Source organism: Bacillus sp. SJ-10 (assembly GCF_002843505.1).
GTDB lineage: Bacteria > Bacillota > Bacilli > Bacillales > Bacillaceae > Bacillus > Bacillus velezensis.
The window spans coordinates 2,353,565-2,380,245 of record NZ_CP025258.1; the positions used below are offsets into that span (position 1 = coordinate 2,353,565).

A 26,681-nucleotide genomic window follows, 5' to 3' on the forward strand; every position below is an offset into this window, starting at 1 on the left:
TTACTCGTAAGCTTCGGCGGGTCATTTCAAATCTTGATCACATCTTGGAGGAATGAAAATGACCAGTTTAACAAAAATCAGACAGCAGCAGCCGTACAAGTGGTACCAAACGATGAGAGAAACCTCTCCCGTTCATTACAATGAAAAGGAAGATTGCTGGGAAATCTTCACCTATGATGAAGTGAAGCGGGTGATTTCTGACTACAGTCATTTTTCTTCCGATCATAAATACTTAAGTGCGGACAAGCAGGAAAAAATGATCCGGCATATTAACAAAGACAGCCTTTTGAAAATGGACCCGCCTGAACACACCGTCTTCAGAAAATTGGTCAATCAGCCGTTCATGCCGAAATCGGTTGAGTCTCTTGCACCGCGTATAGCCGCTATCGCTGATGACCTGCTTCAGGCCGTCCGTTCAAAAGGCAGGATGGACATTATTGAAGATTACGCATTTCCGCTTCCGATTATCGTGATCGCAGAGCTTTTAGGATTCCCTCCGAAAGACAGGGATATCTTTAAAAGCTGGGTCGACCAAAGCCAGAATGTAAAAGATGAAAAGAAAATGAATGAAGTGCAAAAGCAGATGATCGGATACTTCATGCAGTTTATTTTTCAGCGGAGAAAACAGCCGCAAAATGATTTAATCAGCCATTTAATTTCAGCTGATTTAGACGGAGAGCCGCTGTCAGACAAGCAATTAATCGGTTTTTGCGGCTTGTTGATCGTCGCGGGGCACGTAACGACGGAAAATGTGATCGGAAATTCATTTCTCAGTCTCAAGGAGTTCCCGCACATTCTGCCCCGGCTGCTTGAAAATAAGGCGCTCCTTCCTGACTTTATTGAGGAAGTCATCCGCCTCAGACCTTCCATTCAGCGGGTAACCCGCTACACTGCGGTTGAGAGCGAGATTGGCGGAAAAACGATTCCGGCCGGAGAAAAAGTGTATGCGTGGATTGGATCGGCGAACAGAGATGAAAAGAAGTTTGAAAATGCCGATCAGATTGACTTGGGACGAAAGCCGAATCAGCATCTGTCATTCGGTCAGGGCAGCCATTATTGTTTAGGAGCGCCGCTGGCCCGGCTTGAAGCGAAAATCGCGCTTTCCCACTTTTTTGAACAGATGCCCGCATGGCGTTTTACTGAGGATCAAGAGCCGAATCTGGTTCCGAGCCCTGTATTTCACGGCGTTGACAGGCTGCTTGTTGAGTTTTGAACGAAAAAATAAAAGAGGCTTCCGCAGGAAGCCTCTTTACTCTGGGGGCTTGGAGAAATGAATGTAGGAATCGAAGCAATGAACGTGTTTGGCGGAACCGCGTATGTAGACGTCATGGAGCTTGCGGAACATCGGAACTTGGATAAAAAAAGGTTTGAGAACCTGCTGATGAAAGAAAAAGTGGTGGCGCTTCCGTTTGAAGATCCGATTACGTTCGCCGTAAATGCCGCAAAACCGATTATCGACTCTCTGTCAGAAGAGGAACGGAATCAGATTGAAATGGTCATCACCTGTACGGAATCCGGGATTGATTTTGGCAAATCCATCAGTACATACGTCCATGATTATTTGCAGCTGAAGCGGAATTGCCGGTTATTTGAGGTGAAACAGGCTTGCTATTCTTTAACGGCCGGGTTTCAAATGGGCGTGAATTTCATCTTATCGCAAACATCGCCGGGAGCGAAAGCGCTCATCATCGGAACGGATATTTCCCGCTTTTTAGTGGCTGAAGGCGGTGACGCGTTGACGGAGGAATGGTCCTATGCCGAACCGAGTGCGGGGGCGGGAGCTGTGGCGCTTTTAGTCAGCAGCACCCCTCATGTCTTTTTGCTTGATCAAGGCGCAAGCGGGTATTACGGGTATGAAGTCATGGATACCTGCCGCCCGATTCCGGATAGTGAAGCGGGGGATGCTGATCTGTCGCTCATGTCTTATTTGGACTGCTGTGAAAAATCATTTCAGGAATACCGAAAGCGTGTGAGCGAGGCGGATTATAAGAATACATTTCAATACCTTTCTTTTCATACTCCGTTTGGCGGAATGGTAAAAGGAGCGCATCGGACGATGATGAGAAAATTGGCAAAGGCTAAGCCGCAAGACATTGAAGCGGATTTTCAGCAACGCGTGCTGCCTGGGATTCAATACTGCCAGCGCGTCGGCAACATCATGGGGGCCACCGTATTTTTATCTCTTGCCAGCACGATTGATAACGGCTCTTTTGAAACGCCGAAACGCGTCGGCTGTTTTTCATACGGTTCGGGCTGCTGCTCTGAATTTTACAGCGGTGTCGTTATGCCGCAAAGCCGGACGCGGCAGAATCAATTTCAGATCAGCCGGCATTTGGATGAACGCGTCCGTTTATCGATGGCTGATTACGACCGGCTGCTCCAAGACAGCGGCATCGTAAAATTCGGCACAAGAAATGCCGCGCCCGCAGCAGACATCCCGAATGCGCATCAAGGAAAAACGCGATTGGTGCTGGCTGAAATAAAAGAGTTTCACAGAAAGTATGAATGGACGACCTAGTATCAGAAACACTCAGAGCCGGAAAGGCTTGAGTATTTTTAAAGAAACGGAGAATAAACATGAATCCAATGATTGATGTACAGGAAACAGAACCGGGCATTGTGCAGGTCACAATGCAGGATACGGCCGGGAAAAACGGGCTGTCAGAAGAGTTTGTCAGAGAGCTGCACCGGGTATTCCAAGACATCAATGCCCATCCGTCCTATAAAACCGTCCTTCTGACGGGTTACGGAAATTATTTCTGCACGGGAGGAACGCAGGAGGGGCTTTTGACCATTCAGAGCGGAAAGCTCCAATTTACAGATTTAAAGCTTCACAGTCTTTTATTGGATTGCAGGATTCCCGTGATTTCCGTCATGCAGGGGCATGCGATCGGAGCCGGTTTTACGATCGGTCTGAGCTCGGATTTCGTGATTTTAAGCAGGGAGAGTTTTTATTCTTGTAATTATATGAAGTACGGATTTACACCGGGAATGGGCGCGACGTATATTGTGCCTGAAAAACTGGGAATTGTCCTCGGGGAAGAAATGCTGTTTACGGCTGCGAACTTCAGCGGCGCCGCTCTGGAAAAACGGGGAGTTCCGTTTGAAGTGCTGCCGAAAAAAGACGCCCTTCAAAGAGGCCGCGAATTAGCCCGGCTGCTGGCGGATAAACCGAGAGCCTCACTGGTTGCGCTGAAAACCAATGTGACCGCACGGATCAAAAGAGAGCTGACAAAAGCGGTTGAGGAAGAGGTGAACATGCACGAAGCCACATTCCATCTTCCAGAAGTAAAAGAGAGAATCAGCCGCTTATACGGCAGTTAAACAGAATGAAAAAAGCATGGGAAGCCCCATGCTTTATCACTGGTCCGTCTTTTGCAGAACGGAGCCTGCGAATTGTTCTTTAATTTCGGCGCTCCGGGCTGCGGTTTCTGCGATGCAGTGCATGATGGCTTCTTCAAAGCGGCGCTCGTCTAATGCGCGAAGGCCTGCTTCAGTCGTGCCGCCCGGGCTTGTGATTTCCTTGCGCAGGCGTTCAGGCCGTTTGCTGCTTGTTCTGAGCATTTCCGTCGCCCCGGCCATGGTTTGTAAAATCAGCTCTTTTGCCGTTTCTTCCGGCAGGCCGGCTTGAAGGGCGGCCTTTTCCATTGCTTCGACATACCGATACACATAGGCGGGACCGCTTCCGGCAATGGCTGTGACGGCATCAAGGTGTTTTTCTTCAAAGCGCGTCGCTTCTCCGATTGTTTCCAGAAGCTCTTTTGCCGTCCGGATTTCAGCTTCACTCGCCTCGGAGCTTGCGGAAAAACCGGTCGCCGATTGCTGAATGGCCGCGGATGTATTCGGCATCGCCCGGATGATGGTGAGCTTTCTGCCGAAATATTGCTGAATCGTGTGAATCGTCAGCCCTGCGATGACAGAAATCACAAGCTGATCTTTCACGTATTCGCGAATGTTCTCAATGCTTTCTGCCGCATCTTTCGGTTTAAAGGCGAGAACGATAATGTCGGTATTGCTGAAAAACTCTTCTTTATCCCGGCACGGTTTCACTCCGTACGTTTTTTGGAGCTCTTCAAGCCGGCTGTCATTTGAGCGGTTTGTCATATATATATGTCCGGGGGCTGTCATTCCGCTTTGCAGCAGTCCGTTCACCATTGCTTCCGCCATTGATCCGGCCCCGATAAAACCGATTTTCTTCATGTAAATCCTCCTTCTTCTCAAAACACAAAAAAACCTTCCCGTCAAAAAGGACGAAAAGGTTTCGCGGTACCACCTTACATTAGCACGAATCAGCCGTGCTCAGCTCAAATCCCGTAACGAGGGGATACGTTTAGGTTTTCCTAACCGCTCTGAGGGCAGGTTCTGTAAACAAGAGGGCCGCAATGTCTTTCAGCCGGGGACATTGCTCTCTGCTGCCGTTGTTTATATACTAGTTCCTCGTCATCGCGTTCCGTGTTTTCTAGTTTGTTGTTCATTATGCTATGCGCAAGAGCGGGATGTCAATCTTTTTTTCTGATAATGACACAGTGAAAAGAAAACGCTAAAATATGATTATTCAGGAATGAAAAGAACGAAGGAGCGTAAACATGGCAGCGAGAAAGATCATTCCGATACGTGTGCCGACTCCGTTTGCAGTCGGCGACGTTATCGTTTATTTAATAAAAGATGAAGCCTTAACCCTTATTGATTGCGGCCCGAATACAAAGGAAGCGGCTGAATCGCTCTCATTGCAGCTTAAGGAACACGGGGTTTCTGCGGCGGATATAGAACAGGTGGTGCTCACTCATCATCACGCAGATCATTCAGGTCTGCTGCACCTTTTTTCTGAGGATACGGAAGTAATAGGGCATCCGCTGAATGACAGGTACATTACTCAGGATCAGTCGTATATCGCCCGGCAGGAGGACTTTTTCCTGTCGCTTATGACTGAAATGGACGTTCCCCTGACGCCTGAAGACATACATAAAACAGTTAAGCTGTCATACTTATTTTCTGCAAACCGTCCGTTAACGAAAACAGTGGGAGAAGGCGGAAAAATTGACGGGCTTAACGGCTGGACGGTGCTCGAAATCCCGGGCCATGCCGCTTCTCACATTGCGCTCTACCATGAAAAAAGCGGTGAAATGTTCAGCGGCGATCTGCTTTTGTCCAACAGCTCCACCAATCCGATTCTGGAAGCTCCGGAAAAGGGGGGCGTGCGCGCGGCCCCGATGCTCGACTACTTGAACTCAATGAAGCGGCTGTATGACTTAAACCCGTCCTTATTATATCCGGGACACGGCGATCTGTTGACAGACGTAAAGCCTGCTTTTGACAGGCGGCTTGAAAAACAGAGAAACCGGTCGGAATATGTGCTGCGCCTGTTGTCAGAGGATACGCTGACGGCTTTCCAGGTATGCCGGCGGCTGTTTCCGGCTGTTTATGAAAATGAAATGTTTTTAACGATGTCAGAAACGATCGGCCATCTTGACGTGCTGGCCGCCGAAGGGAAGGCTGTATCCTTTCAGTCGGGGAACACTCTGATGTTTAAAGCTGTGAAGGGGTGAAGGAAATGGGCAGATTAACGGATAAGCGGATTTGGATCACCGGAGCATCCGGCGGACTCGGAGAACGGCTTGCATATTCCTGCGCGGCAGAAGGGGCTCATGTTTTTTTATCCGCGAGGCGGGAGGACCGCTTGCAGGAAGTGAAAAAGACGATTACCGCGCGCGGCGGACAGTGTGATGTCATTCCGTTTGACGTCCGGCATGCAGAAGAGGCTGAAAACGTAAGGCGTTTGATCGGTCATGTTGACGTATTAATCAACAACGCCGGCTTCGGCATTTTTGAAACGGCCGCTGATTCATCTTTGGATGATATGAAGTCAATGTTTGAAGTCAACGTCTTCGGATTAATCGCCTGTACGAAGGCCTGTCTTCCTGTGATGCTTCATGCGAAAAGCGGCCATATTATCAATATCGCCTCACAGGCCGGCAAATTGGCGACGCCGAAATCAAGCCTTTATTCCGCTACGAAACACGCCGTTTTAGGGTATTCCAATGCGCTGCGGCTTGAGCTGGCCGGTACGGGTGTAGCTGTGACAACGGTTAATCCCGGTCCGATCAAAACAGACTTCTTTACAATTGCAGATAAAGAGGGCGGTTATGTGAAAAGCGTCGGCAGATGGATGCTTGATGCCGACCATGTGGCAGAGCGCATTACATCCGTGATTCTGACGGATAAACGGGAAATGAATCTTCCGCGATGGATGAGCCTCGGGACGAAGCTGTATCAGCTTTTTCCATCGTTTACAGAAAAACTGGCCGGCCGCGCATTAAAGAAAAAGTAACAAGGGGGAAAAAGGAATGTCCGACCGGGATATACACAAGACATTGATGGCAGAGCCTTTCGTCAGGCAAATGGCGGAGGCGCGTGAAGTATTTTGGATCAACCCGCATAAAACCGATGATCCAGTAAAGCATGGTGCTGAATGGAAACAGGAGATTGCCGAAGCGGAAGAAAGGCTGCGCCGGTTTGCGCCTTATATCGCATCGGCTTTTCCGGAGACGGAAGCGGAGGGAGGCCTCATTGAGTCTCCGCTTGTCTTAATCAATGAAATGAAAAAGCGTCTGGAACACAGCGCCGCTCAGGCTTTCCCCGGGCGTCTGCTTTTGAAATGCGACGACGAACTTCCGATTTCCGGTTCCATTAAAGCGCGCGGCGGGATTTACGAAGTGCTGAAGCATGCCGAAGATCTCGCGGTAAAAGCGGGAATGCTCTCAGCAGACGACGATTACAGCATATTGACTGAAGAACGGTTTACCGCTTTTTTCTCAAAATACTCTATAGCCGTCGGCTCTACGGGCAATTTAGGTCTGAGTATCGGCATAATCGGCGCGAAGCTCGGCTTTTGTGTGACCGTTCATATGTCCAGTGACGCAAAGCAGTGGAAAAAGGAGCTGCTCCGGGAAAAGGGGGTTCGCGTCATGGAATATGAAGCAGACTACAGTCTGGCTGTCAAAGAGGGGCGCATGCAGGCGAAGCAGGACTCTTATTGTTATTTTATTGATGATGAGCATTCCCGGGATCTGTTCTTGGGGTATGCCGTTGCGGGAAGCCGTGTGAAAAAGCAGCTCGATCAATTGAACATAAAGCCTGATGCAGATGAACCGCTTTTCGTTTATTTGCCGTGCGGGGTCGGAGGAGGCCCGGGCGGCGTCGCGCTTGCGCTAAAGCTGATCTATGGCGAGCATGTCCATATTTTTTTCGGTGAGCCGACGCATTCACCGTGTATGCTGTTAGGACTGTTTTCCGGCTTGCATGACGGAATCAGCGTGCAGGATATCGGTCTTGATAATCAAACGGCCGCCGACGGACTCGCGGTGGGAAGGCCGTCCGGACTGGCCGGCCCTCTGATGGAGCCTATACTAAGCGGCTGTTATACCGCCGATGACGGCACGCTTTTTTCGCTGCTTTTTCAATTAAGGGCGGCCGAGAATAAGAGCCTTGAACCCTCTGCACTCGCCGGACTGGCCGGAGCCGTCAAGGTCGTTCAGACCGAAGCCGGAAACCGTTATATAAAAGAACGGGGGCTTGAGATGGAAAATGCCGTGCACCTTGTGTGGAGCACCGGCGGAAGCATGGTTCCGGAGGAGGAAATGGAAGAGTACAGCCGGATCGGTTCCTCATTTGTGAAAAAAATGGGCAGACAGTGAAGCGGTTTTCCGTTACAATCTTTGTAAGCGTTTGTTTTTTTATCGGAAAGCCATACAGAGAGATTGGTGTGAATTGTGAAAAGTAAAGAATTGAACTTACATACATTGTATACGCAGCACAGCCGCGAGTCGTGGGCCGGATTCGGCGGCCACCTTTCCATTGCCGTTTCAGAGGAAGAAGCCAAGGCCGTAGAGGGGCTGAATGACTACCTGTCGGTGGAAGAAGTAGAAACGATTTACATTCCGCTTGTGCGCCTGCTCCATCTTCATGTCACGTCTGCCGCAAGACGGAATCAGCATGTCAACGTGTTTCTGAAGCATCCGCATTCAGCCAAAATCCCGTTTATCATCGGAATCGCGGGCAGCGTCGCCGTCGGCAAAAGCACGACGGCGAGAATTTTGCAAAAGCTTCTTTCCCGTCTGCCGGACAGGCCGAAGGTGAGCCTGGTGACAACTGACGGTTTCTTGTATCCGACGGCGGAATTAAAAAGGAAAAACCTTCTGTCCAGAAAGGGATTCCCGGAAAGCTACGACGTGAAAGCGCTGCTTGAATTTCTGAACGATATAAAGTCAGGGAAAGAGAGAGTGGAGGCGCCCGTATACTCCCATCTTACGTATGACAGGGAAGAGGGCGCCGTCGAGGTTGTCGAAGGTGCGGATATCGTTATTATCGAAGGAATCAATGTCCTGCAGTCGCCGACATTAGAGGACGACAGGGAAGATCCGCGGATTTTTGTATCGGATTTCTTTGATTTTTCGATCTATGTGGATGCCGAAGAAAGCCGGATTTTCACGTGGTATTTGGAGCGTTTCCGCCTCTTAAGAGAAACCGCTTTTCAGGATCCGGCTTCTTATTTTCATAAATTTAAGGATTTGTCTGATGCAGAAGCGGATACCATGGCCGCCTCCATTTGGGAGAGCGTCAACCGTCCGAATCTGTATGAAAATATCCTGCCGACAAAATTCAGATCGGATTTGATTTTGAGAAAAGGTGACGGCCATAAAGTTGAAGAGGTGCTGGTAAGGCGGGTGTGATGTGAGGAGGAAGCGAATATTATGATGCATCATATTGAATTGTATGTATCTGACTTGAAAGCCTCCGCCCGGTTTTGGGGATGGTTTTTAGGTGAGCTCGGTTATAGGGAATTTCAAAATTGGGACTCCGGCATCAGCTGGAAAAACGCAGGATTTTATGTTGTGCTTGTACAGACAGAGGAGCGTTTTTTAACACCGGAGTACCACAGATGCCGGGTCGGGCTGAACCATCTGGCTTTTCATGCTGCATCAAGAGAGCAGGTTGACGAGATGACAGAAAAGCTGCTTGCCAGAGGATGCCCCGTGCTTTACAGGGACCGCCATCCATATGCAGGCGGAAGCACGCATTACGCCGTATACACGGAGGACCCGGATCGGATAAAAGTGGAGCTCGTTGCTCCTGCTTCTGAATGAACTATAACTTTTCGTTTTTTTCTTCGCGCAGCGCGTCGAGTTTCTTTTCGATTCTGTCCAATTGTATGCGGCGCTTGTTCAAGCTTCTGAATACGTATATCACGGCAAACAGGAAAAACGCGGCTGCAATAAATGAAATCAATTGAAAAATGACATCACCGATGTTCATCTTTTTTACCTCCGTGTGCGGCGGGCTGAAGAAGCCCGCCGTTTTTTCATTTTGACCGATGTGAAGACATGGGGGATGAATCAGTCCTAGCTTTGTGTTTTTCTGAGAATGAATAGTTTCTGCATGTGGCTTATGACCACTTTTGCGGCCGCATATCCCGGAATGGCCAGCAGCATCCCGGCAATTCCTGAGAATTTGCCGGCGGCAAGCAGAAGAAAAATAATGGTCAGCGGGTGAATGTCCAGCTTCCGTCCCATAATTTGCGGGGAAATCAGCTGGCTTTCAAGCTGCTGGACAATGACGACGACCGTAATCACCAGCACCGCCTCGGTCGGTGAATCGAACAATCCGACAATGACTCCGGGAAATGTGCCGATCCAAGGCCCGATAAACGGAATCAGGTTTGTCACCATGGCGAACGCGCCCAGAACGAGCGGATAATCGAGCCCGATTATAAAATAGCCGATTGTGACGAGAACGCCGACACAAAAACTGACGAGCAGCTGTCCTTGTATGTATGAACTGAGAGCTTCATCCATGTCCCGAAGGATTTGTTTTCCTTCTTTTTGATGTTTTTCCGGAAGAAGCCGCAGCAGTCGCCGGGGGGCTTTGTGTCCTTCTTTTAACATGTAATACAGCGCAAACGGAATAATGGCGGCGGTGATGGCGGCATTGGCAGCCGTACCGGCCAGGCTGCTGAGAGAATCAGCGATTGAACCGGAATAATTTGCGGCTTTGTCTGCTAATTTTTTAAAGGAATCCCCATGCTGAAGCCGGGAAAACCATTTGCTGTCCTGAAGATGCCCGATCCAATTTTCAGCTTTTGCGGAAAGCTCCGGAATATGATCTGTGAAGGCTGTAAACTGTTTTTGAACGGCAGGGCCCGCCGTATAAAGGAAGAGGACAAAAAGGCCGGCTGTTCCCGCATAAATCGCTAAAATCGCGATTCCTTCGGGCAGCTTTAATTTCGCATGCAGCACTCTGACGAGCGGGCGGCACAAATAGTAAAGGACGCCCGATAATACAATAGGCGGAAACAAGGTTTTAACCGTAATCACAACAGGCTGGAACAAAAAGTCTATTAATGTTCCGAGATAAATGATGAGAAATAACAGAAGAACGGCATAGCCGATCCTGAAATAAGGCCCGACAGGCATATCCTGCACCACGCAATCTTTAAGGGTTTACTCTCGGACGTTTCCCTTATCGCCCGGTGCATAAACGTCCGTGTCAGGAAAACTGCCCCTGATTGGTGACGTAATCGTAGATAATATCTTCTACATGGGCATGGAGATCCTCATCGGGTTCTTCATTCCTTCTTTCTTCTAAAGCTTTTTTTAAACTCTGTTTTTCATAGGGGCTCAGCGGATCTGTCGACACATTCCGTCCATACTGGCGGAGGGCTTGTCCCAGCATTTTTTCTATAAATTGATCCATCATATATTCTCCTATTCTTGTCATTCATCTTTATTCTACTAAATATCATGTGATCCTCCCACTCTTCTATCATATTTTCTGTCAGGCCGGGGTAGGATTTTTATTCCAATTCAGCTGAGAGAATACGATGAAACGGCAGCGTTAACGCATCTTCATCGTTTATGATTTTTAAACGTTTTTCGTCATGCATCACTTGTTTTACCCAGCCCCAAAAGCGGCGGGGGCCGTGTGCGGAAGCGTAGGTGACCGAAATGGCCCTGTCTTCTTTAATTGACGCCGCAATGATGCGGTTCATGTCGTTCAGTTGCTCTTCGCTCAGTTCCGGAGGCCGGAATTCCCGTTCTTTTCGTTTTTTCGCAAGCAGCTGCTCCCGATGTTCGGGCAGCATCATCCGGCTTGATTCCCACATGACATTATACCCGGGTGTTAATTTGTTCGGATTCATGTATATCACCTCAAATTATTTGTAATGCCCGCCGATTTTTTCAGCCCGGTGAAAGGCTTGGCCGGCCTCTGTCAGTGAAGCGGCATGGAGGAGCGACGCAGGGCCGTACCGCTCATGAATATCATCCAATACTTTGCCGAGACTGATCTTTTTTTCCTGGGCATCGAACAGGCTCAGCTGAACATAATCACAAGGCTCCAGCTGGGAAAGGGAGACGCCGGCGCTGCGGACGGGCTCACCGTTCCAATGCTCTTTGAAGAGCTTGACCGCCGATTTGAAAATATCCATTCCGAAATTAGTCGGAGACACCAGCTTTCTCTGTCTGTGAAAACCTGAAGGAAATTCAAAATCAGCGCCTCTGATGCTGACCGAAACCGTATGGCCGATGTATTGTTTGAAACGGGCGCGGCGGGCCACTTCTTCGCTTAACTCCAGCAGCACGACTTTGATATCCTCAAAGCGGCTGTAGTCTCTCGGGAGGGTCATGTTATGGCCGATCGCTTTTTGCCGGCTGTGCGTGTTGACGGTGACCGGAGAGGGATCGATGCCGCGGGCTGTCCGCTGAAGCAATTCGCCGTTAATGCCCCAGCGTTTTTTCAGCAGTTCGGCTGGGTGCCCGGCAAGCCCGCCGATTGTGCTGATGCCCATCCGTCTTAAATGATGCTCCATCCGTTTTCCGATGCCGAATAATTTTCCGACCGGCAGCGGCCACAGATCCTGCCTGATATTTGACATATCCAATCTGTGGATGCCGGATGCGTTTTTTTTGGCAAAATGGTCGCAAGCCATTTTCGCGAGCGCCTTATTCGGCCCGATGCCGACACGGGCATAAATTCCGAATTCACGCATAATCGCTTGCTGAATGCTTTTGGCAATTGTAAAAGGATCACCGAACAGCCGCCTGCTTCCGGTCACGTCGAGAAACTGCTCATCGATGGAGTAGGGTTCTACAAGATCGGTATACCGTTCAAACAGTTCGGTAATCATGACGGATACATCAATATACCGCTGCATCCGCGGACGGACAATAACGGCGTCGGGACATTTGGCCTGCGCTTCCCACAGCCGTTCGGCATTTTTTACGCCGTATCGTTTGGCGAGCGGACAAGCCGCAAGCACGACGCCGCTGCGTCTTTCGGGATCTCCCGAGACAATCACGGGCCGGTTTTTGAGATGAGGCGCTTCCGCTTTTTCCACAGACGCATAAAACGATTGCATATCTACAAGAAGAATATCAGCCATAAAAAAACCTCCGGGAACATTTGTTCTGTTTTTCATTGTACCCGAACAATGATCACGTTTATACTGGTAAATCATTCCCCGGCTGGAAGGCATGCTGATTCGTTTGCTTGAAAAGAAATCATTTACAATTGCAAACAACCCACATATAATTTTTTATATTCCAATGAGAAGAGCTGACATTCATTTTGCCGGACGAAAAGGAGAGTCAATCGATAATGGATATTCGAACAATTACCTCTGAAGACTATGAAATGGTTACGTCTGTTTTGAATGAATGGTGGGGCGGCAGGCAGATGAAAGACAAACTGCCGCGCTTGTTTTTTGAACATTTTCAGGACACAAGCTTTATCACGTACGGGCCGGAGGGAATGACCGGTTTTTTAATCGGTTTTCAGTCACAAACAGACCCTGAGACAGCCTACATTCATTTTTCCGGTGTGCATCCGGATTTCAGAAAAATGCAAATTGGAAAACAGCTCTACGACCGATTTATGGAGACGGTGAAGAAAAGGGGCTGCACAAAAGTCAATTGCGTGACGGCGCCTGTCAATAAAGTATCAATCGCTTATCATACAAAATTAGGCTTTGAAGTTGAAAAAGGAACCAAAACCGTAAACGGAATCCCTGTTTTTGCGAATTATGACGGTCCGGGAGAAGACCGGATTCTGTTTGTGAAATATATGTAGAGGGGGATGAATATGGGTTTTTTAGCTAACACGCCCAAACCGCCCTATTATGCGGTCATTTTTTCATCAATAAAGGGAAAATATGATAAGGAATATGAACATACGGCAGAGCGCATGATGAATTTGGCAGGCGGACAGCCGGGATTTTTAGGCGCGGAAAGCGTTCGGGAGGAAAACGGCTGCGGCATCACGGTTTCCTACTGGGACAGCCTGGAGGCGATTAAAAGGTGGAAAGATCATACGGACCACCAGGCGGCAAAACAAAAAGGAAAAAGCGCCTGGTATGAAGCGTACGCGGTCCGCATTACGAAGACGGAGTCACAGCGGATGTTTGCGTCAAAAGGGGCGGAAGATTGATTACATTTTTACAGCATACACAAGAACAGACCGCGCGGGAAATTGCGGCGGTTCAGCGCTGCTCTTATCAAAAAGAAGCCGAGCTGATCGGTTTTTTCGGCATTCCCGCCCTGCATGAAACACCCGATGATATACAGCGGTCACGGGAGACGTTTGCCGGTTTCAAGGAAAAAGATCAGCTTGCAGGCGTCATTTCGTATGAAAAAAGGGGATATGACCTTGTCATATGCAGGCTGACGGTGCATCCGTCCGGCTTTCGGAAAGGGATCGGACGGGCGCTTCTTCAATTTGTGATAGACGAGAACCGGGACGCCCAAAAAATAGAGGCGGCTACCGCCAGCCAAAACGTTCCGGCAGTCTCTCTCTATTTAAAAACCGGGTTCACGGAAGCCGGACAGATTGAGACGCCGGAAGGGCTGACCCTCTCGTTTTTTCATCTTTATCCGAAGAGGAAAGCGGAAGTTGTTCCGTACAAGCCGGAATGGAAAGAAATGTTTGAAAGAGAGAAGGCGGACTTGATCCGAATCTTCGGTCCAGCACTTCATTCTGTCAGCCACATCGGCAGCACCTCCATCCCGCAGATGGCCGCCAAACCCGTCATCGATATACTGGCGGAGGTCAAAGATATTTTGGATGCCGACCGATTCAGTCCGCAGCTGGAAGCGCTCGGCTATGAGGCGAAAGGGGAAAACGGGATAGAGGGCCGGCGTTTCTTTCAAAAAGGCGGCAACAAGCGCACACACCACGTTCACATATACGAAACAGGCCATCCGGACGTGAAGCGTCATCTGCTGTTCCGGGATTACCTCACTGCAAAGCCTGAAAAAGCGGCTCAATACATGGAACTGAAACGGCACCTCGCTGAGACACACCCATACGATATGGCAAAGTATAGTGAAGGGAAAAATGACTGGATCAAGGCGGCTGAACAAGAGGCAAAGGTCTGGGAGAGCGGGCTGCTGTAAAGAAAGCAGAAACAATGCATACAGCGGCTCGGTATGCTACAATGGCGAAAATGAAAAACGGAGGATCATCTATGCAAATACATGTGACGGATGCGGCGAAACACACACTTCAGCAGGCGATGGACGCCAACCCGGGGAAAAAAGCGCAGCTCCGCTATGACGCAGAAGGCTGCGGGTGCGCGGTGAGCGGCGTGCCGACCATCTGGCTGGCGGACGAATTAACGGGACAATGCGAAGCTATTGAAACCAACGGACTTCCGCTTTACATCCAGACCTCACAAAAAGTGTTTTTTGACGAGGAAATGACAATCGATTACAATGAAAAGGCAAAAACGCTCGTCTTAAAAAGCCCGGCAGAGATGCTGAGCCCGAGAATGAGCATATTAGTAAAGCAGGGAGAAACGGAAAGTGAATCAAAAGCTGAAAGCCATTAAACAGACGGCACAGCATAAAACGTGGGTATCCTTTTTGAACAACAACCATCCGTACAGTCTGCTGCACTGGTCCATCGGAGGCGCTGAATCCGTTCAGAAGGATGTCTGGCTGCTTCAGGATGAGATGACCTTCAAAGCGCAGGAGTTTACGACAATCGACCTCGCCATTGACTGGATCGGAGAAAATATGGACGGGATTACCGACGTTTTATGACGGGAAAGCGAAAGAACCAGCATACGTTCTTTCGCTTTTTTACGTTTGCGTCATGGTATCTAAAAAGGTTTGAACGGCTTTGCGGTAGCTCTCCGGATTTTTGGTGTACGACATGGCATGCCCGCCCGATTCGGCCAGATAGAGCATCTTAGGGCCGCGTTTTCTGCGGTGCAGCAATTCGGAAGAAGCGGGAGGTATATAATCATCTTCCTTACTGTGAATAAACAGCACGGGCTGCCGGATGCGGCTGATAACCGATAGAGGAGATACATCACGGATACGGTATCCTTCTCTCATCCGCAAAAAGAAATCAGCCAAAGGCAGAAGCGGCCACGGAGGCAGCCGGAACTCCCGCTTCAGCCTGTAGGCGAGCTGATCGCGAAAGCTTGCGAACGGACAGTCCGCAATATAAAAATCAGCGCCGTTTTCATCCTGATGCCCGCCCGCGTATAATAAGGCCGTCACCGCTCCCATCGATTCCCCGTGGATGCCGATTTGACCGCCGTCTCCGGTTTTGTGTCTCACCCAATTCACGGCTTCTTCCAAATCATCTTTTTCAAAATAGCCGTAGCTCGTCGTTCTGCCGCCGCTTTTTCCGTGCCCGCGGTGGTCATATACGAGCACATTCCAGCCTAAATCTAAAAATAAATCCATGTATTTCAATGAATTGAACGAATTTACGGTAACGCCGTGACAAATAATCATGGTGTTTGCCGTATGATGCGGGGCGACGTAAAAGCCTTTGATCTCATACCCGTGGCGTGACAGGATGACGGCCTCTTCTTTTTCCATGGCCTGAAAGGAATCAAATCTATCATGCCCGTCCGCCGTTTCTTTTTTCATGATATCTTCATCCGTCTTTTTCTTCATAAACATAATCAGATTCGTAAAAGCGAATCCGGCAGCCAAAAAGACTGCGCAAGCCGAACCGAACACCGCCAGCCATTTTTTCACACAGGCACCCTCCTTTAATATAAAAAATCCTTCCTCCGGCTTTTTGGGACCGTGAACGTTGCCGGCCTCCGGCGCTCCGTGGTACACTTGCTTCACCATATTCAGATACGGGGGGCGTAATGATGAAAAAGCAGCTGCCTAAAGAAAAACACAGCTTAAAAGACGATCTGGAGGAAGATCTGAAGGCCAGGCTTTTGCAAATGAAAAGTGAGCTGAAGGAAGAAGACGAGAAAAAGCAGGCGCAGCAAAAGGCGGAACAAATCAGAAAACGAAAAGAAAAAGAAAAACATAAAAGCTTTGAAGAGCTGCTGAATGAAAGCAGTCTCGATTGGCACAAATATAAATAAACCGGCATCTGAAAAGGTGCCGGTTTTATTGTTTAAGAACGATGGGCTTCGTATACGTCCCGTTTTGTATGATATTGCAGGGCTTTGATTTCATGGCTGCTTAAACGCCGGGCCTCTGCAGCCGAACAGTTTTCTCTCAGCTGCTCAAGTGAGCTGGCTCCGGTGATGACAGAAGCGACGGCCGGCTGTGACAGCAAGTATTGAAGAGAAAGCTCCGTCATGCTCAAGTCAGGTGCGGCAGCGCTGATCGCTTTTTTGGTTTCTGCCAGTTCTGCAAAAGAATATGTTAAATAGCCGTTCTCTTTTACGCTTGCGGCCGCTTGATCAAGCGGTTTTTCCGTAAGAAGCCCTTTAGCGACAGGCCCTCTTGCGACTACGCTGATTCCGTTCTCCTCTAAAAGGGGAAGCCACTCCTCGGGACGCCGGTCCAGCAGGCTGTATTGCATCATAATGCTGGTGATATTTGATTTTTTCACATATTCTTTAATAACATTCGGACGAATCGAGGAAATGCCGTAATACCGGATGACACCTTCCTGTTTTAAGTCCTCAAAAGCTTCGATCGTTTCGTCAATATGGTCTTCCATCGTGCCGCCATGCAGCTGATAAAGGTCGATATAGTCCGTTTTCAGCCGGCGCAGGCTGTTTTTGACCGCTTCTTTTATGTATCCTTTGGAAGCGTCCCAATGCCAGCCGTCTTTATCATCATTCCAGCGGTTTCCGGCTTTCGTGGCTAAAATGATGTCGTGCCTGCGGTTTTTGACGGCCTCCCCGACAATTTCCTCATTTCTGCCGAAATCATAAAGATCAGCGGTATCTAAATAATTGATTCCAAGCTCGATCGCTTCATCCAAAATAGACAGCGCTTTAGCTTTATCCGTACCCAGCGACATACAGCCGAGCCCGATTTCGCTTATTTCTAAATCAGAATGTCCCAGTGTGCGTTTTCTCATCGTTTCGCTCCTTTTTATAGTCTTTTATTGACCGTAATATAAAGGCGCGAAGTTTTCAACTGTTAAGGCCCGGTGATCCAATCTCCGACATAGCGGAATGTCCGTCCGTATTCTTTCAGTTTAGCCCGCACTTCCCACGCCTTTCCGACCAATACGATACTCTTATCCTTCCGGTACACCTTCAATCGAAAAGCACCTCCCTCTCATGCATGTATGATAAAATATATGAGGCATAATAGAGAGACAGAACGGGAGATGACATGATGAAACATTTAGAAGAAAAAACACTTGCGAAAAAAAAGCTGTATGACGGGAAAGTCATAGATCTTTACTTAGAGGATGTAGAGCTCCCGAACGGAAAAACAAGCAAGCGGGAAATCGTCAAACATCCGGGAGCGGTGGCCGTACTTGCGGTGACCGAGGAAGGAAAAATCATTTTGGTGAACCAGTTCAGGAAGCCGCTGGAACGGACAATCGTTGAAATTCCGGCCGGGAAGCTTGAAAAGGGAGAAGAGCCGGAACATACGGCGTTAAGAGAGCTCGAGGAAGAAACGGGATATACGGCGGAAACCTTGACGAAAATCACCGCTTTTTATACATCACCCGGGTTTGCTGATGAAATCGTGCATCTCTTTCTTGCGGAAGGGCTTTCGCCGCTGGAAGAAAAACGAGAGCTGGATGAGGATGAATTTGTCGAAGTCATGCAGGTCACGCTTGAAGAGGCCGTGAAGCTGATTGAATCCCGCAGGGTGTATGACGCAAAAACGGCGTACGCGATTCAGTATCTCCAGCTGAAAGAAGCGCTGAAGGAAAAATGATGAAAACCATCTATGCGGATCTGCATATTCATATCGGCCGCACCCATACGGGAAAACCGGTCAAAATCACCGGGGCCAAAACGTTGACGCTGCACCGGATTTTAGAAGAAGCCAGTGAGGGGAAGGGAATTGAACTATTGGGCATCATCGACTGCCATTCCCCGGAAGTCATAGAAGAAATCGAGCGCGGAATTGATGAAGGCAGATACCGTGAGCTGAAAGAAGGCGGCATCCGGTATCGGAATACGACGCTTCTATTGGGCAGTGAGCTTGAAATCTATGATCACACATGCCGCGGGCCGATTCACGTTCTCGTCTTTATGCCGTCTCTTGCCGAAATGAAGATGTTTTCTGAGTGGCTCGCAAAAAGGCTTAAAAATATCCATCTCAGTTCCCAGCGCATTTATGAAACCGGTTTGAATCTTCAGAGGAAAACAAAGGAATTGGGCGGGCTGTTTATTCCCGCCCATATGTTCACCCCGCATAAAAGCCTGTACGGAAAAGGGGTCAGATCTTCTTTGACAGAAGTTTTCGACCCGGCGCTCATTGATGCGGCGGAACTCGGGTTAAGCTGCGACACCGACATGGCTTCGCGGGTAACGGAACTTGATCCGTATACATTTTTAACAAATTCTGATGCGCATTCCTTAGGGAAAATCGGCAGAGAATATAATGAAATGCTTCTTAAAGAGGCGAATTTCACGGAATTTTCGCTGGCTTTAAAAGGGAAGGACGGAAGAAAAATCACGGCGAATTACGGGCTGAACCCGAAGCTCGGGAAGTATTACCGGACGGCTTGCGACCGCTGCGGCAGCCCGGTTGAAAAAGGAGCTTCCGCATGTCCGGAGTGCGGGGGGAAAACAATGACAAAAGGGGTCAGTGAACGGCTGGAGGAACTGAGCGGCCCGAAAAAAAGCCGCGTGCCGCGGCCGCCGTATATTCATCAAACCCCGCTGCAGTTCATTCCCGGGGTCGGGCCGAAAACGTTAGAAAAACTGAAACGGGCCTTCGGGACGGAGATGGCGATTCTTCATCAGGCGCAAGAAGAGGAATTGGCGCGTGTCGTCCAGCCTAAAATAGCGGCTGTCATTCATAAAGCGCGCACCGGGCAACTTGTCCTTGAGGCCGGGGGCGGAGGGACGTACGGCCGAATCAAGCCGTAAAAAAGCCGGTTTTTAGCGGAGCTCCTCCTGCACCTTCTTTTTCGTGCGGACAAACGCAATCAATTCGATGATTTCATCCTGATTCAGCGGCTGTCCGTCAACGGTCAGTGTGCCGCGGCCTTGTGCGGCGTTTGTTAATTCGATGGTCTGGGTAAACGGCTCCGCTTTTTTTTCAGTGCGCCCCAGTAAATCGTCGCACGTCGTGTCAAACAGATCGGCAAGCGTGCCCAGCGCCTCGAATGACGGACGCCGGTATCCTGATTCATACCCGGCGTACGTGCTTTTGGCGATGCCGAGACGGTCAGCCGTATATTGAAGAGACCAATTTTTCTTTTTTCTCAGTTCAGTTAAACGATCTAAATTCATATTCAAAACCGCTCCTTTTCACTTGAGCAAATTATATCATATCGATATGTAAAAGTGTACGCGAACTGAATAATAATCACTTGATTAATTTCATTCGTCTGTCTATAATTTGATTAAAAGTATGCGAAAAGCGAATGCTTAACACATCTTGAGAAATGGATGAAGAGGTGCAGGGTATGAAAAAATTATTGCTGTTAACAACCGGAGGAACAATCGCCTCAGTCGAAGGAGAAAACGGGCTTGCACCCGGGGTGAAAGCAGACGAATTGTTAACCTACGTATCAAAACTTGATAACGATTACACGATGGAAACCCATTCGTTAATGAACATCGACAGCACAAATATGCAGCCTGAATACTGGGCCGAAATCGCAAATGCTGTCAAAGAAAAATATGACGCATATGACGGGTTCGTCATTACGCACGGGACAGACACAATGGCTTATACATCAGCGGCACTGTCTTATATGCTTCAGCATGCTGATAAACCGATCGTCATTACGGGTTCGCAAATCCCGATTACATTTCAAAAAACCGATGCCAAAAAAAATATCACGGACGCGATCCGCTTCGCATGTGAAGGGGTGGGCGGCGTATACGTCGTATTTGACGGCAGAGTCATTCAAGGCACACGCGCCATTAAATTAAGAACGAAAAGCTATGATGCATTTGAGAGCATTAACTATCCGTATATCGCGTTTATTACCGAAAACGGAATTGAATATAACAAACAAGTGCACATGCCAAAAGACGATGCTTTTACGGTCAATACTTCACTTTGCACGGACGTGTGCCTGCTCAAGCTCCACCCGGGGCTGAAACCGGAAATGTTTGACGCATTAAAGGGCATGTACAAAGGAATCGTCATTGAAAGCTACGGCAGCGGCGGCGTGCCGTTTGAAGGAAGAGACATTCTCGCCAAAGTCAATGAAATGATTGAAAGCGGCATTGTCGTCGTCATTACGACACAATGTCTTGAAGAAGGAGAGGACATGAGCGTCTATGAAGTCGGCCGAAGAGTCAATCAAGATCTCATTATCCGCTCCAGAAATATGAACACGGAAGCCATCGTGCCGAAATTAATGTGGGCGCTCGGCCAGTCTCACAACTTGGCTGAAGTCAAAAACATTATGGAGACACCGATCGCAGACGACGTTGTACTGTAAAAACATGACTACCACAAAGAGAAAGTAGGGTTTTAGCATGACAAACGCGCAAAAAGAATATCGTCAGGAAAAAGATTTCCTCGGAGAAAAACAAATTGAAGCTGATGTGTATTACGGAATACAAACGCTGCGCGCGAAAGAAAACTTTCCGATTACCGGATACCGCATCCACGAAGAAATGATTAATGCGCTCGCCATCGTCAAAAAAGCGGCGGCGCTTGCCAACATGGATGTAAAACGGCTGTATGAAGGAATCGGGAATGCGATTGTACAGGCCGCAGATGAAATTCTTGAGGGAAAATGGCATGACCAATTTATCGTCGATCCGATCCAAGGGGGAGCCGGAACGTCCATGAACATGAATGCCAACGAAGTAATCGGCAACAGGGCTCTTGAAATCATGGGGCATAAAAAAGGTGAATACATTCACCTCAGCCCGAACACACACGTCAACATGTCACAATCGACGAACGACGTGTTCCCGACGGCAATCCATATTTCAACCTTGAAACTTTTGGATAAGCTCCTTGATACGATGGCGCATATGCTCAGTGTCTTTAAAGATAAAGCGAAACAATTTGATTCTGTCATTAAAATGGGGCGCACACACCTTCAGGACGCTGTGCCGATCCGTCTCGGACAGGAATTTGAAGCATACAGCCGCGTGCTTGAGCGTGACATAAAGCGAATTAAACAATCCCGCCAGCATCTGTATGAAGTAAACATGGGGGCAACGGCCGTAGGTACGGGGCTTAACGCCGATCCGCGCTACATAGAACAGGTTGTGAAGCACCTGGCTGACATCAGCGGACTGCCGCTTGTCGGCGCCGGCCATTTGGTTGACGCCACACAAAACACTGATGCGTATACGGAAGTTTCAGCCGCGTTGAAAGTATGCATGATGAACATGTCTAAAATCGCCAACGATCTGCGCTTAATGGCTTCAGGTCCGCGCGCGGGACTTGCGGAAATTTCACTGCCGGCCCGTCAGCCGGGATCATCCATTATGCCTGGGAAAGTCAACCCTGTAATGGCAGAGCTGATCAACCAAATCGCCTTTCAGGTCATCGGGAATGACAATACGATCTGCCTCGCTTCAGAAGCGGGCCAGCTGGAGCTTAACGTAATGGAGCCGGTACTCGTATTTAACCTGCTTCAATCCATCAGCATCATGAATAACGGGTTCCGTTCATTTACCGATCATTGTCTGGCGGGAATTGAAGCCAACGAAAAACGTCTGAAGCAATACGTGGAAAAAAGCGTCGGCGTCATTACAGCGGTCAATCCGCACCTCGGGTATGAAGCGGCTGCGCGAATTGCCCGTGAAGCAATCATGACGGGGCAATCTGTAAGAGATCTTTGCCTTCAAAATGATGTACTGACAGAAGAAGAATTGGATATCATTTTGAATCCGTATGAAATGACAAAACCGGGAATTGCCGGAAAAGATCTATTAGAAAAATAAATTTTAAAGCAACAACAGCCGCCTTTTCACGTTTTTTAGTGAATAGGCGGTTGCCATACAAAGGGATGAGGCAGTATAGTATAATTTGTTATATCATTTGATGAAAGCGTTTTAGCTTTTTTCTTCTAGGGGGATTTTCTTGTGAAAGAGGTCAGATTGCCAAATTTATTGGAAATAATTATCTTATTATTCGGGTTTTTAGCACTTGTCTTATCGTTCACAGTGTTTTTAGACCTGCCGATCCAGCTAGCTCTATTAATATCCTGGTTTTTCGCTATTATTCTCGGAGTCAGGCTGGGATATTCATATAAAGACTTGCAGGATTCGATTGTCACCGGGATATCAAACGGTCTTGAAGCGGTGTTGATTCTTGTTTCGGTCGGTGCGCTCATCGGGACATGGATTGCCGGCGGCGTTGTGCCGACGTTAATTTATTATGGTTTAGAGTTTATTAATCCTCATGTTTTCCTGCTTGCTACACTGGTTATTTGTTCCGTTATGTCCGTTGCGACCGGAACGTCGTGGGGAACCGTGGGAACCGCGGGGATCGCCATGATTGCCATCGGAGAGGGAATGGGTATACCGCTTCCGATCGTAGCGGGAGCCGTTTTGTCCGGCGCTTACTTCGGAGACAAGCTTTCACCGCTGTCTGACAGTACGGTGCTTGCCTCCACGCTTTCTAAGGTGGATGTGCTGTCACACGTCAGAGCGATGATGTATTTGTCAATTCCGTCCTATATTATTACGGCCATTCTATTTACCGTAACGGGATTTATATACGGCGGAAAAAATATTGATCTCGACAAAGTGGAATTTTTAAAATCTTCATTGCAGAAAACGTTTGACATTCATATATGGATGCTCATTCCGGCTGTTGTCGTCGTTGTCCTTCTGATTTTGAAAAAGCCGTCTATGCCCGTTATTATCATCGGTGCTTTGCTTGGCGCAATCTGGGCTTCCGTCTTTCAGGGAATGAATTTTGCCAGTGCCATCGCGACTGCTTATAATGGTTTTTCTATTAAAACGGACGTCGAATTTTTAAACGGCCTGTTAAACCGCGGAGGCATTACCGGTATGCTGGATACGTTAGTCGTTATCCTGTTCGGTCTTGGTTTTGGAGGAATTCTTGAGAAGCTCGGCGTATTAAAAGTGATTGTCTCAACTTTTGAGAAAAAGCTGACCACACCGGGAAATGTAACGCTTTCGACATTGATCGTCGCCCTTTTAGGAAACATTTTCGGCTGTGCGATGTACGTGTCATTGATTCTGACGCCGAAAATCATGGAGAACAGTTATGATAAACTGAAACTTGACAGAAGAGTTTTATCCCGGAACGCAGAGGTGGGCGGCACGCTTACTTCAGGGATGGTGCCGTGGTCTGATAACGGCATCTATATGGCCGGCATTCTCGGCGTATCCACATTTTCTTATCTGCCGTTCATGTGGCTCAGTTTTGTATCTATCGGACTGGCAATATTGTACGGATACACGGGGAAATTCATTTGGTACACGAAAGAAAAATCCTTACAATCTCAAAAATTGAGTTAGGAGGTTCATTTCATGATTACAAAGCATATGATTCGGACGTTAATGATTGAAACGCCGACTGTTCCCGGAAATCTCGGAAAAGTGGCAACCGCCATCGGAGTGATGGGCGGAGATATCGGGGAAGTTGAAACCGTTAAAGTCGGCCCGAACTACACAATGCGCAACATTACGGTGCAGGCTGAAAATGAAGAGCAGCTGCAGGAAATCATTCAAGCCATTGAAGCTCTCGGTGAAGGCATCCGGCTTCATACAGTCTCAGATGAAGTGCTCTCTGCTCATGAAGGCGGCAAAATTCAGATGAAAAGCAAAATGCCGATCCGGACATTGGCTGAGCTTGGCCGTGTTTATACGCCGGGCGTCGCCGATGTGTGCAGACTGATCGAAAACGAGCCTGAAAAAGCATCCATCTATACGACAATCAGCAATTCTGTCGCCATTGTCACCGACGGCACGGCGATTCTCGGCCTCGGCAATATCGGCTCTGTCGCCGGAATGCCCGTAATGGAAGGGAAAGCCGCGCTTTTTGACCAGCTGGCGGGTATCAGCGGAATTCCGATTTTGCTCGATACCTCTGATCCGGAAGAAATCATTCGCACGGTAAAACATATTTCTCCGGGGTTCAGCGGAATTCTGCTTGAAGATATCGGTTCGCCCCACTGCTTTGACATTGAAGACCGCCTGAAAGAAGAACTGGACATTCCGGTTATGCACGATGACCAGCACGGCACGGCGGTCGTCACGCTCGCCGCCGCCATTTCCGCTTGTAAAAGCGCCGGTCTTGATTTAAAAGAAGCGAAGGTCGGTCAGATCGGTCTCGGCGCGGCAGGCGTCGCCATCTGCCGCATGTTTATGGCATACGGAGTCAAAGCGGTCTGCGGAACGGACAAGTCAGAAGACGCAATGAACCGCCTCGCTCAGTACGGAGGTCAGCCGCTTGGAAGCATCAAAGAATTAATGGACACGTGTGACATTGTGATCAGCACCACAGGAGTTCCGGGTCTCATTAAAAAAGAGGATGTCAGAAAAGGACACGTCATTCTGGCTTTATCTAATCCGAAGCCGGAGATTGAACCGGAAGAGGCATTACAAGCCGGAGCCGCTTATGCAGCTGACGGCCGTTCAGTCAATAATGTTCTCGGCTTCCCGGGGATTTTCCGCGGCGCGCTGAACGCCAAAAGCAAGAAAATCGACCATGAAATGCTTGTGGCGGCCGCAGAAGCCATCGCCTCTTGCACAAAACACGGCGATCTCGTGCCTCAGCCTTTGGATGCGGACGTGCATCAGGCCGTATCAGCAGCCGTAGAACGGGCCGCGGCAGGAAAATAAACAACTCTTACAGTACCGGACATGTGCCGGTGCTGTTTTTTTATCATGAATAGGAAGCGGAATTCTTAGGCAGGCTAACAGATAGCAAAAGACGGAAAAAAGAGGTGTCAATGTGGATTATTTTCCGCTGATCCATACAAATATTTGGGATGCTGTGATCGGCGTGCCGGTCGTCTTATGCGTTACACAGCTGATCAAAGTGTTCTGCCGGGTTCCGGGCATATTCGTTCCCACGATTGCCCTTGCTGCCGGAAATGTTGTGTCTATCGTTTTCGGTCATCATGAACACGTGTATGCGGGGATTTTTATGGGGTTTTTTTACGGATACGCCGCAATGGGGAGCTATTCATCTGCCAAAACGTCTCTGCGCGCTTACCGGTCGAAACATGAGCCGTATTCATGAACACATCTGGATTTTTTTGTTATGGTAAAGAAAAGGGAAAAAGGAGTGATTGGCACATGGCGAAGAGCAAAACGAAAAAAATGCGGGAGCATCTCAAAAGAAACGGGATGCGTGACGCAGTCCTGTCAAGGGGGACGGCGCCGTCTTTCAGCACCCATGAAAGAGTGACGAAAACCAAAAAAGACAGGCTTGAAAGAATAAAGCATAAAAAAAGGAACCCCTATGATCACCGGAGTGATGATGGGGGTTCTTTTTTTATGCCGGAATCTCGCGCCTTTCTATGATTTCTCTGTCATGTTTTCTCTTTTCTTTCATACAATCTACTAAATCAAGTCAATAGATTAGCGGGAGGAAAGCGGTATGAGAAAACAATCGTACAAAGAACTGTTTTTTCGCCATGTAAAGGATCATCTGTCACTTTATATATTTGTGTTTGTCTTGTTTTTGATGGGGGTCATTTTCGGGGCGATCATCGTCAACAGCATGACCATCACGCAGAAAGAAGATCTGTATTACTATTTAAGCAAGTTTTTCGGACAGCTGTCTGACGGAAAACATGCCGGCGCTTCAGAAATGTTTTGGCAGGCCGTCTTTCATGATGTAAAATATTTGGGGCTGATGTGGATTCTCGGTATTTCCGTGATCGGTCTTCCGGTTATTTTCATTATGGTGTTCTTAAAAGGAATCGTCGTCGGCTTCACGGTCGGTTTTTTAGTGAATCAAATGGGGATGAACGGGTTTTTCCTGTCATTTATTTCGGTTCTGCCGCAAAACATCGTTCTCATTCCGGCATACCTTATCATGGGGACATGCTCCATCGCTTTTTCCCTGAAATTGATCCGGCAGCTGTTTGTCAAACGCAGCCTTCATGACGCGCCGATCCAATGGTTCGGACGCTATGCCTTCGTGCTGATTCTCATCGTTTTCTTCTCGGTCATCGCCTCGCTGCTCGAGGCGTACGTGTCTCCGCTGTTTATGGAAAAGCTGTCATCACGCATATTTTAGAATAATTATCACAAAATAATACTTTTATTTATCAGTTTATAATAATTATAGTTGGAACTCTGCGCGTATTTTGTT

Annotated in this window: 32 protein-coding genes and 1 pseudogene; 23 read left to right on the top strand and 10 right to left on the bottom strand. The window is 48.4% G+C overall.

What is annotated here, in order from left to right:
- Nucleotides 1-58: 58 nt before the first annotated feature.
- Genes CXL14_RS11845 through CXL14_RS11855 form a run of 3 tightly spaced genes read left to right on the top strand, consistent with a single transcriptional unit; the run spans nucleotide 59 to nucleotide 3,324 of the window.
- Nucleotides 59-1,213, top strand: a complete 1,155-nt coding sequence (locus tag CXL14_RS11845; protein WP_101287809.1) for a cytochrome P450 — start codon at nucleotides 59-61, stop codon at nucleotides 1,211-1,213.
- 57 nt (nucleotides 1,214-1,270) lie between these two features.
- Nucleotides 1,271-2,518 carry a hydroxymethylglutaryl-CoA synthase family protein gene (locus tag CXL14_RS11850; protein WP_101287811.1) on the top strand — a complete coding sequence of 416 codons (1,248 nt, stop codon included), beginning with the start codon at nucleotides 1,271-1,273 and terminating at the stop codon, nucleotides 2,516-2,518.
- A gap of 59 nt (nucleotides 2,519-2,577) precedes the next feature.
- A complete protein-coding gene (locus CXL14_RS11855; protein WP_014305356.1) occupies nucleotides 2,578-3,324 on the top strand; it encodes a polyketide synthase in 747 nt (248 codons plus the stop codon).
- A 36-nt stretch (nucleotides 3,325-3,360) separates the two neighbouring features.
- Here CXL14_RS11855 and proC read toward each other — a convergent pair whose 3' ends face one another.
- Nucleotides 3,361-4,200: a pyrroline-5-carboxylate reductase gene (gene proC, locus CXL14_RS11860; RefSeq protein ID WP_021494272.1), complete on the bottom strand. Its 840-nt coding sequence runs from the start codon at nucleotides 4,198-4,200 to the stop codon at nucleotides 3,361-3,363.
- A gap of 386 nt (nucleotides 4,201-4,586) precedes the next feature.
- On the opposite strand from proC, the gene CXL14_RS11865 reads away from it, so the two are divergent.
- The 5 genes from CXL14_RS11865 to CXL14_RS11885 all read left to right on the top strand — a co-directional run bounded on the left by CXL14_RS11865 (nucleotide 4,587) and on the right by CXL14_RS11885 (nucleotide 9,143).
- On the top strand, nucleotides 4,587-5,546 hold the full coding sequence (locus CXL14_RS11865; RefSeq protein ID WP_021494271.1) for an MBL fold metallo-hydrolase: 960 nt from the start codon (nucleotides 4,587-4,589) through the stop codon (nucleotides 5,544-5,546).
- Between the two features lie 5 nt (nucleotides 5,547-5,551).
- Nucleotides 5,552-6,328 carry an SDR family NAD(P)-dependent oxidoreductase gene (locus tag CXL14_RS11870; protein ID WP_014418303.1) on the top strand — a complete coding sequence of 259 codons (777 nt, stop codon included), beginning with the start codon at nucleotides 5,552-5,554 and terminating at the stop codon, nucleotides 6,326-6,328.
- Nucleotides 6,329-6,344: 16 nt separating this feature from the next.
- Complete coding sequence (dsdA, locus tag CXL14_RS11875) at nucleotides 6,345-7,694, top strand: D-serine ammonia-lyase (protein ID WP_014418302.1); 1,350 nt, start codon at nucleotides 6,345-6,347, stop codon at nucleotides 7,692-7,694.
- A gap of 75 nt (nucleotides 7,695-7,769) precedes the next feature.
- Nucleotides 7,770-8,729, top strand: a complete 960-nt coding sequence (gene coaA, locus CXL14_RS11880; RefSeq protein ID WP_003153290.1) for a type I pantothenate kinase — start codon at nucleotides 7,770-7,772, stop codon at nucleotides 8,727-8,729.
- Nucleotides 8,730-8,753: 24 nt separating this feature from the next.
- Nucleotides 8,754-9,143 (top strand): VOC family protein, encoded by a 390-nt coding sequence (locus CXL14_RS11885; RefSeq protein WP_029973629.1) that lies wholly within the window; start codon nucleotides 8,754-8,756, stop codon nucleotides 9,141-9,143.
- Nucleotide 9,144: 1 nt separating this feature from the next.
- Here the strand turns inward: CXL14_RS11885 and CXL14_RS11890 are convergent, their stop codons facing one another.
- The 5 genes from CXL14_RS11890 to CXL14_RS11910 all read right to left on the bottom strand — a co-directional run bounded on the left by CXL14_RS11890 (nucleotide 9,145) and on the right by CXL14_RS11910 (nucleotide 12,436).
- The gene (locus tag CXL14_RS11890; RefSeq protein ID WP_007409388.1) at nucleotides 9,145-9,312 is read right to left on the bottom strand and encodes a DUF4083 family protein; all 168 of its coding nucleotides are present in this window, start codon (nucleotides 9,310-9,312) and stop codon (nucleotides 9,145-9,147) included.
- Between the two features lie 86 nt (nucleotides 9,313-9,398).
- Nucleotides 9,399-10,469: an AI-2E family transporter gene (locus tag CXL14_RS11895; protein ID WP_014418301.1), complete on the bottom strand. Its 1,071-nt coding sequence runs from the start codon at nucleotides 10,467-10,469 to the stop codon at nucleotides 9,399-9,401.
- 73 nt (nucleotides 10,470-10,542) lie between these two features.
- The gene (locus CXL14_RS11900; RefSeq protein ID WP_003153294.1) at nucleotides 10,543-10,749 is read right to left on the bottom strand and encodes a YqzH family protein; all 207 of its coding nucleotides are present in this window, start codon (nucleotides 10,747-10,749) and stop codon (nucleotides 10,543-10,545) included.
- 100 nt (nucleotides 10,750-10,849) lie between these two features.
- Nucleotides 10,850-11,194, bottom strand: coding sequence for a YolD-like family protein (locus tag CXL14_RS11905; RefSeq protein WP_014418300.1), 345 nt, complete (start codon nucleotides 11,192-11,194; stop codon nucleotides 10,850-10,852).
- 15 nt (nucleotides 11,195-11,209) lie between these two features.
- Entirely contained in the window at nucleotides 11,210-12,436 is a 1,227-nt protein-coding gene (locus CXL14_RS11910; RefSeq protein WP_014418299.1) for a DNA polymerase IV, read from the bottom strand.
- 215 nt (nucleotides 12,437-12,651) lie between these two features.
- On the opposite strand from CXL14_RS11910, the gene CXL14_RS11915 reads away from it, so the two are divergent.
- From CXL14_RS11915 to CXL14_RS11935, 5 genes and pseudogenes are all read left to right on the top strand, one after another.
- A complete protein-coding gene (locus tag CXL14_RS11915; protein ID WP_014418298.1) occupies nucleotides 12,652-13,122 on the top strand; it encodes a GNAT family N-acetyltransferase in 471 nt (156 codons plus the stop codon).
- A gap of 12 nt (nucleotides 13,123-13,134) precedes the next feature.
- On the top strand, nucleotides 13,135-13,479 hold the full coding sequence (locus CXL14_RS11920; RefSeq protein ID WP_014418297.1) for an antibiotic biosynthesis monooxygenase family protein: 345 nt from the start codon (nucleotides 13,135-13,137) through the stop codon (nucleotides 13,477-13,479).
- A pseudogene (locus tag CXL14_RS11925) lies at nucleotides 13,476-14,441 on the top strand (GNAT family N-acetyltransferase); the annotation flags it as partial. The gene CXL14_RS11920 and the pseudogene CXL14_RS11925, both read left to right, overlap by 4 nt.
- Nucleotides 14,442-14,515: 74 nt before the next feature.
- Nucleotides 14,516-14,878 (top strand): iron-sulfur cluster biosynthesis family protein, encoded by a 363-nt coding sequence (locus CXL14_RS11930; RefSeq protein ID WP_014305346.1) that lies wholly within the window; start codon nucleotides 14,516-14,518, stop codon nucleotides 14,876-14,878.
- Complete coding sequence (locus tag CXL14_RS11935; RefSeq protein WP_003153307.1) at nucleotides 14,853-15,092, top strand: DUF2552 family protein; 240 nt, start codon at nucleotides 14,853-14,855, stop codon at nucleotides 15,090-15,092. The genes CXL14_RS11930 and CXL14_RS11935 overlap by 26 nt, the downstream gene beginning before the upstream one ends.
- 39 nt (nucleotides 15,093-15,131) lie before the next feature.
- On the opposite strand, the gene CXL14_RS11940 is transcribed toward CXL14_RS11935, so the two are convergent.
- Complete coding sequence (locus tag CXL14_RS11940) at nucleotides 15,132-16,046, bottom strand: alpha/beta hydrolase (protein ID WP_025649815.1); 915 nt, start codon at nucleotides 16,044-16,046, stop codon at nucleotides 15,132-15,134.
- A 122-nt stretch (nucleotides 16,047-16,168) separates the two neighbouring features.
- Between CXL14_RS11940 and CXL14_RS11945 the strand changes: the two genes are divergently transcribed.
- Nucleotides 16,169-16,393, top strand: a complete 225-nt coding sequence (locus CXL14_RS11945) for a YqkE family protein (protein WP_007409396.1) — start codon at nucleotides 16,169-16,171, stop codon at nucleotides 16,391-16,393.
- A 32-nt stretch (nucleotides 16,394-16,425) separates the two neighbouring features.
- Here the strand turns inward: CXL14_RS11945 and CXL14_RS11950 are convergent, their stop codons facing one another.
- Together CXL14_RS11950 and mciZ are read right to left on the bottom strand one after the other, a co-directional pair.
- Nucleotides 16,426-17,346, bottom strand: a complete 921-nt coding sequence (locus CXL14_RS11950; RefSeq protein ID WP_014418294.1) for an aldo/keto reductase — start codon at nucleotides 17,344-17,346, stop codon at nucleotides 16,426-16,428.
- Between the two features lie 62 nt (nucleotides 17,347-17,408).
- Entirely contained in the window at nucleotides 17,409-17,531 is a 123-nt protein-coding gene (gene mciZ / locus CXL14_RS11955; RefSeq protein WP_003153315.1) for a Z-ring formation inhibitor MciZ, read from the bottom strand.
- Between the two features lie 78 nt (nucleotides 17,532-17,609).
- Between mciZ and CXL14_RS11960 the strand changes: the two genes are divergently transcribed.
- Both CXL14_RS11960 and CXL14_RS11965 read left to right on the top strand, forming a co-directional pair.
- Nucleotides 17,610-18,164: an NUDIX hydrolase gene (locus CXL14_RS11960; RefSeq protein ID WP_003153317.1), complete on the top strand. Its 555-nt coding sequence runs from the start codon at nucleotides 17,610-17,612 to the stop codon at nucleotides 18,162-18,164.
- On the top strand, nucleotides 18,164-19,327 hold the full coding sequence (locus CXL14_RS11965; RefSeq protein WP_014418293.1) for a TIGR00375 family protein: 1,164 nt from the start codon (nucleotides 18,164-18,166) through the stop codon (nucleotides 19,325-19,327). Before CXL14_RS11960 ends, CXL14_RS11965 begins: the two co-directional genes overlap by 1 nt.
- 12 nt (nucleotides 19,328-19,339) lie before the next feature.
- Here the strand turns inward: CXL14_RS11965 and CXL14_RS11970 are convergent, their stop codons facing one another.
- Complete coding sequence (locus CXL14_RS11970; protein WP_003153320.1) at nucleotides 19,340-19,693, bottom strand: helix-turn-helix domain-containing protein; 354 nt, start codon at nucleotides 19,691-19,693, stop codon at nucleotides 19,340-19,342.
- A 176-nt stretch (nucleotides 19,694-19,869) separates the two neighbouring features.
- Here CXL14_RS11970 and CXL14_RS11975 point away from each other — a divergent pair, with 176 nt between their 5' ends.
- The 7 genes from CXL14_RS11975 to spoIIM all read left to right on the top strand — a co-directional run bounded on the left by CXL14_RS11975 (nucleotide 19,870) and on the right by spoIIM (nucleotide 26,606).
- Entirely contained in the window at nucleotides 19,870-20,859 is a 990-nt protein-coding gene (locus CXL14_RS11975) for a type I asparaginase (RefSeq protein ID WP_003153321.1), read from the top strand.
- A gap of 37 nt (nucleotides 20,860-20,896) precedes the next feature.
- Nucleotides 20,897-22,324, top strand: a complete 1,428-nt coding sequence (gene aspA, locus CXL14_RS11980; protein ID WP_003153322.1) for an aspartate ammonia-lyase — start codon at nucleotides 20,897-20,899, stop codon at nucleotides 22,322-22,324.
- A 141-nt stretch (nucleotides 22,325-22,465) separates the two neighbouring features.
- Nucleotides 22,466-23,872 carry a Na+/H+ antiporter NhaC gene (gene nhaC, locus CXL14_RS11985; RefSeq protein ID WP_014418292.1) on the top strand — a complete coding sequence of 469 codons (1,407 nt, stop codon included), beginning with the start codon at nucleotides 22,466-22,468 and terminating at the stop codon, nucleotides 23,870-23,872.
- A 12-nt stretch (nucleotides 23,873-23,884) separates the two neighbouring features.
- A complete protein-coding gene (locus tag CXL14_RS11990; RefSeq protein WP_007409402.1) occupies nucleotides 23,885-25,198 on the top strand; it encodes an NAD-dependent malic enzyme in 1,314 nt (437 codons plus the stop codon).
- A 112-nt stretch (nucleotides 25,199-25,310) separates the two neighbouring features.
- Entirely contained in the window at nucleotides 25,311-25,601 is a 291-nt protein-coding gene (locus tag CXL14_RS11995) for a hypothetical protein (protein WP_003153325.1), read from the top strand.
- Between the two features lie 56 nt (nucleotides 25,602-25,657).
- On the top strand, nucleotides 25,658-25,885 hold the full coding sequence (locus CXL14_RS12000) for a hypothetical protein (protein WP_012117898.1): 228 nt from the start codon (nucleotides 25,658-25,660) through the stop codon (nucleotides 25,883-25,885).
- A gap of 76 nt (nucleotides 25,886-25,961) precedes the next feature.
- A complete protein-coding gene (gene spoIIM, locus CXL14_RS12005) occupies nucleotides 25,962-26,606 on the top strand; it encodes a stage II sporulation protein M (protein WP_007409404.1) in 645 nt (214 codons plus the stop codon).
- Nucleotides 26,607-26,681: the final 75 nt, after the last annotated feature.